This window comes from Geodermatophilus sp. SYSU D00697 (genome assembly GCF_054050175.1).
Genome location: NZ_JBJGYV010000033.1, coordinates 39598 through 50478, shown reverse-complemented (window position 1 = coordinate 50478; position 10881 = coordinate 39598). Strand labels below are relative to the sequence as shown.

At 76.2% G+C, this 10881-nt stretch carries 12 protein-coding genes, 2 tRNA genes and 1 other RNA gene; 7 read left to right on the top strand and 8 right to left on the bottom strand.

Annotated elements, in window-relative coordinates; translation table 11 throughout:
* Positions 1–157: 157 nt before the first annotated feature.
* The 5 genes from ACI79C_RS21450 to ACI79C_RS21430 all read right to left on the bottom strand — a co-directional run bounded on the left by ACI79C_RS21450 (position 158) and on the right by ACI79C_RS21430 (position 4710).
* A complete protein-coding gene (locus ACI79C_RS21450) occupies positions 158–1807 on the bottom strand; it encodes a VWA domain-containing protein (RefSeq protein ID WP_456947717.1) in 1650 nt (549 codons plus the stop codon).
* A gap of 114 nt (positions 1808–1921) precedes the next feature.
* A complete protein-coding gene (locus ACI79C_RS21445; RefSeq protein ID WP_456947716.1) occupies positions 1922–2899 on the bottom strand; it encodes a UDP-glucuronic acid decarboxylase family protein in 978 nt (325 codons plus the stop codon).
* Positions 2900–3072: 173 nt separating this feature from the next.
* The gene (locus tag ACI79C_RS21440; protein ID WP_456947715.1) at positions 3073–3306 is read right to left on the bottom strand and encodes a DUF2630 family protein; all 234 of its coding nucleotides are present in this window, start codon (positions 3304–3306) and stop codon (positions 3073–3075) included.
* 46 nt (positions 3307–3352) lie between these two features.
* Complete coding sequence (locus tag ACI79C_RS21435) at positions 3353–4273, bottom strand: prephenate dehydrogenase/arogenate dehydrogenase family protein (RefSeq protein WP_456947714.1); 921 nt, start codon at positions 4271–4273, stop codon at positions 3353–3355.
* On the bottom strand, positions 4270–4710 hold the full coding sequence (locus ACI79C_RS21430) for a PaaI family thioesterase (RefSeq protein WP_456947713.1): 441 nt from the start codon (positions 4708–4710) through the stop codon (positions 4270–4272). The genes ACI79C_RS21435 and ACI79C_RS21430 overlap by 4 nt, the downstream gene beginning before the upstream one ends.
* On the opposite strand from ACI79C_RS21430, the gene ACI79C_RS21425 reads away from it, so the two are divergent.
* The 5 genes from ACI79C_RS21425 to ACI79C_RS21405 all read left to right on the top strand — a co-directional run bounded on the left by ACI79C_RS21425 (position 4709) and on the right by ACI79C_RS21405 (position 7247).
* Positions 4709–5422, top strand: coding sequence for an O-methyltransferase (locus ACI79C_RS21425; protein ID WP_456947712.1), 714 nt, complete (start codon positions 4709–4711; stop codon positions 5420–5422). The genes ACI79C_RS21430 and ACI79C_RS21425 overlap by 2 nt on opposite strands.
* Positions 5419–5916, top strand: a complete 498-nt coding sequence (locus ACI79C_RS21420) for a tRNA adenosine deaminase-associated protein (RefSeq protein ID WP_456947711.1) — start codon at positions 5419–5421, stop codon at positions 5914–5916. The genes ACI79C_RS21425 and ACI79C_RS21420 overlap by 4 nt, the downstream gene beginning before the upstream one ends.
* Complete coding sequence (locus ACI79C_RS21415; protein WP_456947710.1) at positions 5913–6605, top strand: HAD-IA family hydrolase; 693 nt, start codon at positions 5913–5915, stop codon at positions 6603–6605. The genes ACI79C_RS21420 and ACI79C_RS21415 overlap by 4 nt, the downstream gene beginning before the upstream one ends.
* A 79-nt stretch (positions 6606–6684) precedes the next feature.
* Complete coding sequence (locus tag ACI79C_RS21410) at positions 6685–7149, top strand: nucleoside deaminase (RefSeq protein ID WP_456947709.1); 465 nt, start codon at positions 6685–6687, stop codon at positions 7147–7149.
* A 10-nt stretch (positions 7150–7159) separates the two neighbouring features.
* Positions 7160–7247 (top strand) — tRNA-Ser (locus ACI79C_RS21405).
* A gap of 50 nt (positions 7248–7297) precedes the next feature.
* Here the strand turns inward: ACI79C_RS21405 and ACI79C_RS21400 are convergent.
* Together ACI79C_RS21400 and ACI79C_RS21395 are read right to left on the bottom strand one after the other, a co-directional pair.
* Positions 7298–8914, bottom strand: a complete 1617-nt coding sequence (locus tag ACI79C_RS21400; protein ID WP_456947708.1) for a serine/threonine-protein kinase — start codon at positions 8912–8914, stop codon at positions 7298–7300.
* A gap of 35 nt (positions 8915–8949) precedes the next feature.
* Positions 8950–9297, bottom strand: coding sequence for a hypothetical protein (locus ACI79C_RS21395; protein ID WP_456947707.1), 348 nt, complete (start codon positions 9295–9297; stop codon positions 8950–8952).
* 143 nt (positions 9298–9440) lie between these two features.
* Here ACI79C_RS21395 and ACI79C_RS21390 point away from each other — a divergent pair.
* Positions 9441–9525, top strand: a tRNA-Ser gene (locus ACI79C_RS21390).
* A gap of 47 nt (positions 9526–9572) precedes the next feature.
* On the opposite strand, the gene ACI79C_RS21385 is transcribed toward ACI79C_RS21390, so the two are convergent.
* Entirely contained in the window at positions 9573–10544 is a 972-nt protein-coding gene (locus tag ACI79C_RS21385) for a DMT family transporter (protein WP_456947706.1), read from the bottom strand.
* Between the two features lie 202 nt (positions 10545–10746).
* Between ACI79C_RS21385 and ffs the strand changes: the two genes are divergently transcribed.
* An RNA gene (gene ffs / locus ACI79C_RS21380) (signal recognition particle sRNA small type) lies at positions 10747–10842 on the top strand.
* Positions 10843–10881 lie beyond the last annotated feature (39 nt).

Below are 10881 nucleotides of genomic sequence, written 5' to 3'. Positions count from 1 at the left end.
CCACGAGCGCGCCGGCGGAAGGTGTTGCGGTGGGTGCGTGGTGCACTGCCTCCGTGGCGCAGGCAGAGCACGAGCATCCCGGGAGTGCATGGTGACGTGACTCCTTCGTGCTCTGCCTCCGTGGCGCAGGCAGAGCACGAGCATCCCCGGGGGAGGGTCAGGCCTCCCGCTGGCGCAGGGCGTCGAACAGCACCGTCTGCAGGTCGGCGGGGTCGACGGCGGAGTAGGCCTCACCCTCGGTCGCCTCGGCGATCTGCTCGAGGGCGTCCAGGTCGGCGTCCGGGCCGAGGGCGACGCCGATGACCTTGATCGGCCGCTCCGGGTCGGCCTCGTCGCCGAGGGTCTCCAGCAGGGTGTCGAGCGCGATCCCGTCGTCGTCGTTGGTGCCGTCGGTGACCATCAGGACGCTGTTCACCGCGGTCGGGTCGAAGTCCGCCCGCGCCGCGCGGACCGCGTCCAGGGTGGTGTCGTACAGGCCGGTGCCGCCGGGGCTCAGGCGGTCGGGGACGGTGTCGAGCTGCTCGTCGAGCAGGTCGCGCTGGGTGGTGGCCTCCACCTCGGTCTCCAGGGCCCGCGTGGGCACCAGCTCCGACCAGTCCTGGTCGCCCTCGAGTTCGTTGGCGAAGACCCACAGGCCCAGCGCGAAGTTGCCCGGCACCAGCGACAGGGCGCTCTGGGCGGCGTCCCGGGCGAGCGTGGCGCGGGTGCCGCCCCCGGCCGGGGCCTCCATCGACGTCGACACGTCGAAGACCGCGAGGATCCGGGACGGCGCGGCCAGCTCGGCCAGCTGCGCCAGCAGCGACTGCACCTGCCCCGGGTCGAGCAACACCGCCGTGGGCGCCTCCTCCCGGGTGCCGGTCGCCTCCCCGGCCCGCGGGGGAGCCGCGCCGTCGGCGTCGCGGAACCCGGCCTCCCCGAGCGCGGTGCGCGCCGCGTCGGAGGTCAGCGCCGAGACCACCGCGTCCACCGCCGCGGCGTCGGCGCCGGAGGCCGAGCCCACCCGCACGACCGGGTAGTCGAGGGACGGCGAGCCCTCGCTCGGGTACACCGCGACCAGCGACGGGTCCTCGGCGCCGCTGTTGGTGGCGTGGACCTCCTGCTCGCTGACCGGCACCAGCGGCGCGTCGGCGTCGTCGGCAGCCGCGGCCTCCAGCGCGTCGGCGGGCGAGACCGACGGACCGCGCTCGGCCGCCAGCACCGCCTGCACGACGGCGTTGTCGGCGTCCGCGCCGCCGCCCAGCGCGGTCCGGACGGCGCTCAGCGCGGCGAGCCCCTCGGCGCTGCTGGCCAGGTCCGGCACGGCGATGCCCTGGTCGCTGGCGAGCGCCTCGCCCCAGCCGGGCGGTGACCCGTCCCAGCCCAGCGCGTCCACGGCGGCGCGGCTGGTCGCCAGCACCACCGGCGAGGTGGCCATCGAGCCGACCGTCTCCAGCGCGGCCCCGTCCGCGCGCGCCGGCCACAGCGACGAGTCGGGTACCCAGACGTGCGGCAGGTCGGCCGCCTCGAGCGCGCTGAGGTCGCCGACGGTCTGCAGCGGTTCCTGCGCGGCCACCTCGGCGCCCGCGCAGTCGCCGTCCCCCAGTCCCTCGGCCTCGGCCAGCAGCCGGTCGGCGACGGCGGCCAGCTCCGGGGCCACGGTCACGCGGACGTCGTCGGTCCGGTCGCAGTCGGCGCTGCCGGAACCGACGACCCACCAGGTGATGCCGCCGGCGACCAGCACCACGAGTGCCACGGCGGCGGCGATGAGCAGTTGCGGCGTGGCGGCGACGCCCCGTCGGCGGGAGGTCGTGTCGGCGTGGCGGCCCATCCTGCAGCTCCCCCGTCGGTGGGTCAGGTCTCGTCGGCGACCCCGCGACCGCCCTCCTCACAGATTAGATGCGTTCGCGCACGGAGTGGTGTCAGCCGGACGACCCGGCCCCGCTCACCCGGCGGCGGCCACGGGCGTCGCCTGCCGCGCGGCGAACCAGTCCACCGTCCGGCGCAGTCCCTCCTCCGACGGCACGGTCGGCCGCCAGCCGAGCAGCTGCTCGGCGCGGGTGGTGTCGGGGCGGCGCACCTTCGGGTCGTCCACCGGGAGGTCGATGAACTCGATGGGGGAGGCCGAGCCGGTCAGCTCACGGATCCACTCGGCGAGCCGGAGCATCGACAGCTCGTCCGGGTTGCCGATGTTCACCGGCCCCGCCTCGGCCGACCAGGCCATCGCGAGGATGCCGCGCACCGTGTCGTCGACGTAGCAGATCGACCGGGTCTGCGAGCCGTCGCCGGCGACGGTGAGGGGGCGGCCGGCGAGCGCCTGTCCGACGAACGCGGGGATGGCGCGGCCGTCGTCCGGGCGCATCCGCGGGCCGTAGGTGTTGAAGATCCGCACGATGCCGGTGTCGGTGCCCTTCGACGTCCGGTACGCCGTGGTCAGCGCCTCGCTGAAGCGCTTGGCCTCGTCGTAGACCCCGCGCGGGCCGACCGGGTTGACGTTGCCCCAGTAGCTCTCGTCCTGGGGGTGCTGCAACGGGTCGCCGTACACCTCGGAGGTGGACGCGAGGACGTACCGGGCGCCCTTGTCGTGGGCCAGGCCGAGGGTGTGCAGGGTGCCGAGGCTGCCCACCTTGAGCGTCTCGATGGGCAGCTTCAGGTAGTCGATGGGGCTGGCCGGTGAGGCGAAGTGCAGCACCAGGTCCACCGGGCCGGGCACGTGCACGAAGTCGGTCACGTCGCAGCGCACCAGCCGGAACCCCGGGTCCTCCATCAGGTGGCGGACGTTCTCCGGCGAGCCGGTGAGGAAGTTGTCGAGGCAGACCACCTCGACGTCGCGCTCGAGCAGCTGCTCGCACAGGTGGGAGCCGAGGAACCCCGCTCCACCGGTGACCACTGCCCGCCGGATCCTCCGCGCCGCGTCCACCATGCCTGCTCCCATCGCCTCGGGGGCGCGCGACGGGGCGCGCCGAGCCGCGGCATACCCCGTGATCAGCGGGACACACTTCACCCTCTAAGTGTTCACCCGCCCGGACGACGACGGCTCGCCGCTCGCGACAGCCTGTCCGCGCCTCGCCTGGACCCGCCGGGCCGCACGGGGCCCTACTGCAGGTAGTCCTCCACCTGCTGCTCCGGGCGGGGCTGCGCCTCGTCGGGGTCCTGCCCGTACTGGCGCTTGGCGTCCCGCTGGCGGAGCAGGTCCCAGAGCTGGTCGCGGTCCTCCTCGATCTGCCGGAGGCGGGCGCGCTCCTCGTCGGTGTGCTCACCGTTGTCCCGGAGTCGGCGCTCCTCCTCGACCAGCGCCTCGATGCGGCTGCGGATCTCGCTGTCGTCCATGCCCGCTCCCTGCCCGCCGCCGCGCGGGCGAAACGGTCAGGTCGCGTCACGGGTCCGGCACGTAGCCCTCGAGGAAGGCCGCCAGCCGTCCGGTCACCGCGCCGCCGGCGCGGCCGAGCGCGAGCAGCGCCGTCCGGTCCAGCGGCACCCGGACCGGGCGCCGGCCCGCCGGCGCCCCCGCCCGCACGGCGTGGCCCGCGGCGACCAGCTCCGGCCAGGGCCGGGCCAGCTGGGCCTGCACCCGGGCCAGCGCGGCGCCGGTCGGCCCGGCATTGCCCTCGACCATCGCGGTGACGAACCCGGGGTCGCTGGCGATCACCCGGGTGCCGTCGCGGAAGCTGCCGGCGGCCAGGGCGAGCGCCAGCGGGCCGGCCTCCCCGGCCGCGGCGGCCAGTGCCGCGGCGAGCAGGTGCGGCACGTGGCTGATCGCGGCCACGGCGTCGTCGTGCTCCGTGGCGGTCACCGGGACCACCTCCGCGCCCACGGCCAGCGCCACCTCCGCCACCCGCAGCCACCGAGGCAGCTCGGTGCCCGGCTCCAGGCACACCGCCCAGCGGGCGCCGGTGAACAGGCCGGGGTCGGTGGCGGCGTGCCCGGACCGTTCCGTGCCGCACATCGGGTGCCCGCCGACGTACCGCCCGCCCAGCGCCGCACCCAGGTCGGCCAGCACCGGGACCTTCACCGAGCCCAGGTCGGTGACCGTGGCGTCGGGGGCCACGGTCAGCTCGTCCAGCGCCCCGGCCATGGCCGGCAGCGGGACGGCGAGGACGACGACCCCCGCCATCTCCCGGCCGATCCGCACCCCGCGGGCGGCCGCGGCCGCGCGGGCGTCGGGGTCGACGTCCCACCCGGTGACCGACCGGCCGGCCGCGACGAGGGCCGCGGCCAGCGACCCGCCGAGCTGGCCCAGACCGACGACGCCGACCGGCGGCGCGGGCATCGTCGGCACGGGGGAGGAGCGGGTCACGCGGACTCCCATGGGCGCTCGGTCCGGAACACCCGGGCCAGCGCCGTGGCGACCAGCCGGCCGTCCTGGGCGCGGGCGTCGATCCGGTAGACCGCGGTGCGGCTGCTGCGGTGCACCTCGGTGCCCTCGGCCACCAGCCGGTCTCCGGGCCGCCCGGGCGCGAGGAACTCGGTGTGCACGTCCTGGGCGACGGCGACCGTCCCGTGGCTGTTGCTGACCGCCGCGTGCACCACGTCGAGCAGCGCCATCGTCGCGCCGCCGTGCGCGGTCCCGACGGCGTTGAGCAGCTCCGGGCGGACCGTCATCGCGGCGCGGGCGTAGCCGGGGCGCACCTGTTCGAGCTCGATGCCCAGGTGTCCGGCCAGCGGGTCGGCCGCCAGCCGGGCGAACAGGGCGGGGTCGACGTCGGCTCCGTCGTCCGGGGCGGGATCGGCCATGATCAGAGGCTATGACCCCGACCTCCGCGCTCCTCCGTCCGCACCTGCCATGACGCCGCGGTCGTTCCTGCTCACCCCGCAACTGGGCGACTACGTGCGGGCGACCTCCGAGCCGCCGGACGACGTGGTCGCCGACCTGCTCGCCGAGACCGCCGCCCTGGCCGACCGCGGCGAGGTCCCGCCCACCTTCCAGATCGCCCCGGAGCAGGGGGTGTTCATGCAGGTGCTCACCCGCGCCCTCGGCGTCCGCCGGGCGATCGAGATCGGCACCTTCACCGGCTACTCGGCGCTGTGCGTCGCCCGCGGGCTGCCCGCGGACGGCTCGCTGCTCTGCCTCGACGTCAGCGAGGAGTGGACGGCGATCGCGCGGCGGTACTGGGCCCGGGCGGGCCTGGCCGATCGGATCGAGCTGCGGCTGGGCGACGCGCACGAGTCGCTGCGCGCGCTGCCGGCCGAGCCGACCTTCGACCTGGCCTTCGTCGACGCGGACAAGACCGGGTACGCCGCCTACGTCGACGACCTGCACCCGCGGATGACCGACAACGGGGTCGTGCTGCTCGACAACACCCTGGCCGGGGGCCGGGTGCTCGCCCCGGGCACCGACAACGAGCGGGCGATCGCCGAGCTCAACCTCGCGCTGGCCACCGACCCCCGCTGGGAGACCGTGCTGCTGCCGCTGTCCGACGGCCTGACGATGCTGCGCAAGCGATGAGCGGGCACGACCCCCGCGCGAGCTGGGCGGTGCGGGTGAGCCGGCCGGACGGCCGCTGGCGGGTGGAGCTGCTCGCCGCGGACGCCGGTGACGAGCTGCCGGTGCTCGAGCGCGCGCTGGGCGAGCCGGGCGCCGAGGGCTGGCCGGGACCGTTCGTGGTCGTCGTCGACTCGCGGCTGTACTTCGTCGTCCTCCGGCACGGGCCGGGCGGGCTGGTCCGGGTGCTGATCTCCGACGCGACCATGCAGGAGTGGGTGCTGGCCGCCGAGGTCGTGGAGCGGTACGGCATCGCCGTCGACGCCGACGGGGCCTTCGACGACGACGAGACCGGCTGGCCCGGCGGTGACCTCGACGTGTTCGCCGACGACGGGCTGCCGGCCGACGAGCTGAGGCCGATCGTCACCGCCGACGACCTGTGGGCCGACGAGATGGTCGCCGCCATCGCCGCGCGCCTCGGCTTCGCCGACGAGCTCGCGGCCGCGGTGACCCCGTGAGCGAGCGGACGGGTTCCCGCGTCGACCGGGGGAGCGGGCGCGTCTCCGCCGTCGTCTTCGACCTGGGCGGGGTGATCACCGAGAGCCCGATGCCGGCCTTCGCCGCCTACGAGGCCGAGGCCGGCCTGCCCGAGGGACTGATCCGGCGGCTGAACAGCACCGACCCCGACACCAACGCCTGGGCCCGGTACGAGCGCAACGAGCTCGACGCCGCAGGCTTCATCGACGCCTTCGAGGCCGAGGCGCTGGCCGCCGGGCACCGGCTCGACGCCCGGCGCGTCCTCACCGCCCTGGCCGGGGAGCTGCGCCCCGCGATGGTCGCGGCCGTCGCCCGGCTCCGCGACGCCGGGCTGCCGCTGGCGCTGCTGTCGAACAACGTCGCGCCGATGGAGCGCACCGGGCGGCTCGGGGAGCTGCTGGAGCTGTTCGACGCGGTCGTCGAGTCCTCGCTGGAGGGCGTGCGCAAGCCCGAGCCGGAGATCTACCGCCGCGCGCTGGCCCGGCTGTCGGAGGCCGCCGGCCGTCCGGTCGGGGCCGCCGACTGCGCCTACCTCGACGACCTCGGCATCAACCTCAAGCCCGCCCGGGCCATGGGGATGCACACGATCAAGGTGGTGGAGCCGACGGCCGCGCTGGCCGAGCTGTCGGACGTGACGGGCATCGACCTGCTCACCGTGGCGGGACCGTGACCCCGCACGGTCGTTCCCCGCATGCTCGTGCTCTGCCTGTCCGGCGCATGCAGAGCACGAGGTTCCCAGGGACACCCCGGTGACCCTCGACCTCGACGCCGCCATGGGCCGCGCGCTGGAGCTCGCCGCGGCCGCGGTCGAGTGGGGTGACACGCCGATCGGCGCCGTCGTCCTGGGGCCGGACGGAGCCGTCCTCGCCGAGGCCGCCAACGAGCGGGAGAAGCGCGGCGACCCCACCGCGCACGCCGAGGTGCTGGCGCTGCGCACCGCCGCGCAGGTGCACGGCGACGGGTGGCGGCTGACCGGGACGACGCTCGTGGTCACCCTCGAGCCCTGCACCATGTGCGCCGGCGCCAGCGTGCTGGCCCGGGTGGACCGGGTCGTCTACGGCGCCGACGACCCCAAGGCCGGCGCGGCCGGCTCGCTGTGGGACGTCGTCCGCGACCGCCGGCTCAACCACCGTCCGCAGGTCACGGCGGGTGTCCGTGCCGAGGAGTCCGCCGCGCTCCTACGCGCGTTCTTCCGCCGTCAGCGGGGCCTGTAGTCTCTTCGGCGGTGGCGTGTCCGAGCGGCCGAAGGAGCACGCCTCGAAAGCGTGTGAGGTGCAAGCCTCCGTGGGTTCAAATCCCACCGCCACCGCCAGTGCGAAGCCGCCTCCGGGATCCCCGGGGGTGGCTTCGTCGTCCCGGGCCTCAGCCGACGGTCTCGACGTACCGGTCGAGGTCCACCAGCCACCCGCCGTGGTCGGCGGGCACCAGGCGGACCTCGTGCAGCTCGACCTCCTCGCTGCCGTCGGCGCGGGAGAACCGCACCTCGGTGGTCGCCGTGACCGTGCCGTCGCCGCTCTGCTCGGCGTCCCGCACCTCCGCGAGCTCGACCTCCGACCACGGCGCCCAGAAGTCCTCGTAGTACGCGGGGTCGGCCGCGTCGCGCAGCGTCGGCCCGGTCATCGCGTACGCCGACCGCGGGTCGTCGGGGAGGTGCCCGTAGTACTCGCCGAGGGTCTCCTCGACGACGGCGACCGCGTCCGGGTCTCCTGACCCGTTCTCCGCGGACCCGGCGGTGTCCGACGTGCCCGGCCCGTCCTCGCCCGCCGGGGACGACGACGCCGGCGCGGGCTGCGCCCCCGTCGTCCCGGGGTCGTCCCCGCGGGTGGTGGCCCAGAGGGCGGCGCCCCCGGCGAGCAGGACGGCGACCAGCAGCGCGACCACCGCCGGGGCCCTCCGTCGGCGGCTCGGGGGCGCGGCCGCCGGTCGGGCGGCGGGCGGGTGCTGCGGGGGCCGGGCGCCCGGGGGTGTCGACGTGCGGGATGGGGCCGTCGGCCTGGGGGGCGGGGGCGTCGCCGTGCGCGGAAGGTTCGCCGGGGCGGCCGCGGTGCCGGAGCCGGCGGCCGGGGAGAGCTCGGCGGTCCGGGCGCGGTTCGTGGACGAGCGCAGCCGCGTGCGCGCGAGCAGCACGGTCGTCGGGTCCCCGTCGCGTCCGGCGGCGAGCTCGGCCAGCTCGTCGCGGACCTGTTCCATCGTGGGCCGCCGCGCCGGGTCGGGGTCGAGCATCCGCAGCAGGGGCCCGGTCATCGAACCGGCCCGCCGCGGGGGTTCGAGCTCCGCGGCGGCCACCCGGTGCAGCAGCCGCAGCGCGTTGTCGTCCATCCCGAACGGCGGCTGGCCCTCCAGGCAGGTGTACAGCGTCGCGCCGAGGGAGAAGACGTCCGACGCCGGTGTCATCTCGTTGCCCCGGGCGACCTCCGGGGCGAGGAACGCCGGCGTGCCGGTGATCTGCCCGGTCTGGGTCAGCGTGACGTCGCCGCGGGCGTGCGAGATGCCGAAGTCGGTGATCTTCACCAGGCCGTCGACGTCCGGTCCGGAGCCGATGAGGACGTTCGCCGGTTTCACGTCGCGGTGGACGACCCCGGCGGCGTGGGTGGCGGCCAGCGCGTCGGCGACCTGGGCGCCGATCTGCGCCACCACGTCCACGCGCAGGACGCCGTCCTCGTGCAGCACCTCGGCGAGGCTGCGCGAGGGCAGGTACTCCATGACCAGCCAGGGCGAGCCCGCCTCGACCGCCACGTCGAACACACGGATGGCGTGCAGGTGGCTCAGCCGGGCGGCGATGCGCCCCTCCCGCAGCGCGCGCTGACGCTGCTGCTCCACCGCGGCGTCGTCGGCCCCGGCGGGCGGCAACACCTGCTTGAGCGCGACCTGGCGGCCCAGCCGCTCGTCGTGGGCCAGCCAGATCGTCCCCATGCCGCCGCCGCCGATCCGCGACACCAGCCGGTACCGGCCGGCGACCAGGACGTCGGGCTCGGACACGGCCGGTCCCCCTCCGGCGCCGGGGCCCGCGCCGGTCAGACCCCGGAGGGCACGCCGTAACGCTGGGCGTACTCCTCCTGGGCGCCCGCGGGCAGCGCGTCGTAGAGCTCGCCGAGCTCCTCGACCACGTCGGGGGAGAGGTCGTCGAACAGCCGCTGCCAGGTGGGCGGCTCGTCGTAGCTGCGGGTCAGCAGCAGCTCCCAGGCGCGGGTCTGCCGGTCCCGCTTGCTCCGCTCCGCGGCGAACTCCGACAGGTAGCGGTCCTTGGCGGCGTCCTTCTCCGCCTTGGTCGCCGACGGCGGCAGCCCCGAGGGATCGGCGCCCTTGAGCACCGCGACGATGGCGTCCACGACGTCGGGCCGGGGCTGGTCGGGCTCGGTCATGGGGGTGCCTCCTCGTGGTGCCGCGCGCCGGGGACCGGCGTTCCGGACCAGCCTTCCCCACCGTGCCGACGGGAAACACCCCCGCCGTCCCGGTGCCCCGGCTGACCCCTCGCCGGCCGCCCGGTATCCTGGGCCACGCACCTGGAGGATTCGCCTAGTGGCCTATGGCGCTCGCTTGGAAAGCGGGTTGGGGGCAACCCCTCGGGAGTTCGAATCTCCCATCCTCCGCAGCGACGAGGCCGGTCCCCGCACCCGCGGGGACCGGCCTCCGTGCGTCACGCGGCCGGCTCCGGGACGACGTCCGGCCGGGTGCGGGCCCCGATCCGCCGCAGGTACAGCCCGGCGACCGCCGCGAGCACGAGCAGCCCGCCGGCGAGCGCACCGAGCGGCAGCCGTTCGCCCAGGAAGGCGGTCGCCAGCACCGTCGCGGTGACCGGCTCCAGCAGGGTGACGATCGCCGCGACCGCACCGGGCACCGTCCGCAGCCCGCGGAAGAACAGCGCGTAGGCGGCGGCGCTCGGCACGGCGCCCAGGTACAGCAGTGTGGCCAGGGCCACGGGCTCGGCGGTGAGGCGCAGGCCCGCCGCGAGTGCCACCGGCGTCAGGAGCAGCGCCCCGCCGGCGAACCCGGCCAGGGTCACCGGGACGCCGGCCGGCACGGCGCCGCTGGCGAGGGTCACCACCGCGTAGCCCAGCGCCGACCCGACGGCCAGCAGGGCACCGAGCAGCACAGCCGTCCCGGTCGAGGCGCCGGCGGTGAGGCCCACCAGCAGGCCCAGGCCGGTCAGCGCAGCGACCAGCGCGAGCAGCGTCGCGCGGTCGGGCCGGCCGTGGCCGAGCAGCGCCGCGCCGACGGCGATGAGCAGCGGGGCCAGGCCGAGCGCGACCAGGGTGGCGACGCTGACCCCCGCCGCCGCGACCGCGGCGAAGTAGGCCAGCTGGTAGGCGGCCAGTCCCGCCGCCACCAGCGCCAGCCGGACGACCACCGGCCGGCGGAGCGGGGCGGGCGCCGGGCGGCGCCGGTGGGTGAGCAGGTGCGCCGCGAGGAGGACGGCGGCGCCGATGGCCATGCGGTGCCAGGCGATGTCGAGGGGGCCGAGGTCGGTGCGGTCGGCGACGACGCGGCCGCTGACGCCCGCGGTGCCCCAGCAGAGGGCGGCGAGGACGACGAACACGAAGCCGCCGGTCACGGGGGCGGCGGGGGAGCCGGCGGCAGCGCCGGACGAGCGGGCCGAGGGGGTGGACATGACGCTCCTGGTCGGGGTCCGGATCGGGGACTCGGTCCGGAGCACGGCGCAGGGCCAGGCGCGGGGCGCCGGGCGGTCAGCGACCCGCGGTGCTCCGGGTCAGGAGCGGGGCGGGGGCAGGACGAGGGCGCGCCGGGGCGTCATGACCGTGGAGCGTAGCGGGGGAGTCGCCACGGCCCGAACGGTTTCCTCTACAGTGGGGGACGACCCCTCGTGTGGCGTCACCCTGTGAACCTCCCCAGGGCCGGAAGGCAGCAAGGATAAGCGGGCTCTGGCGGGTGCACGGGGGGTCCTCGTCTTTCTCGGTGGCGTGGCCTCCCCGGGGACGTGACCGGGG

What these genes read in the sequence shown, in the direction of transcription:
- ACI79C_RS21445 (WP_456947716.1), bottom strand. Translation starts at nt 2,899, where the DNA reads ATGGTGGACGCGGCGCGGAGGATCCGGCGGGCAGTGGTCACCGGTGGA.
- ACI79C_RS21420 (WP_456947711.1), top strand. Translation starts at nt 5,419, where the DNA reads ATGAGCGGGCACGACCCCCGCGCGAGCTGGGCGGTGCGGGTGAGCCGG.
- ACI79C_RS21440 (WP_456947715.1), bottom strand. Translation starts at nt 3,306, where the DNA reads ATGGACGACAGCGAGATCCGCAGCCGCATCGAGGCGCTGGTCGAGGAG.
- ACI79C_RS21450 (WP_456947717.1), bottom strand. Translation starts at nt 1,807, where the DNA reads ATGGGCCGCCACGCCGACACGACCTCCCGCCGACGGGGCGTCGCCGCC.
- ACI79C_RS21395 (WP_456947707.1), bottom strand. Translation starts at nt 9,297, where the DNA reads ATGACCGAGCCCGACCAGCCCCGGCCCGACGTCGTGGACGCCATCGTC.
- ACI79C_RS21425 (WP_456947712.1), top strand. Translation starts at nt 4,709, where the DNA reads ATGATCAGAGGCTATGACCCCGACCTCCGCGCTCCTCCGTCCGCACCT.
- ACI79C_RS21385 (WP_456947706.1), bottom strand. Translation starts at nt 10,544, where the DNA reads ATGTCCACCCCCTCGGCCCGCTCGTCCGGCGCTGCCGCCGGCTCCCCC.
- ACI79C_RS21430 (WP_456947713.1), bottom strand. Translation starts at nt 4,710, where the DNA reads ATGGCCGATCCCGCCCCGGACGACGGAGCCGACGTCGACCCCGCCCTG.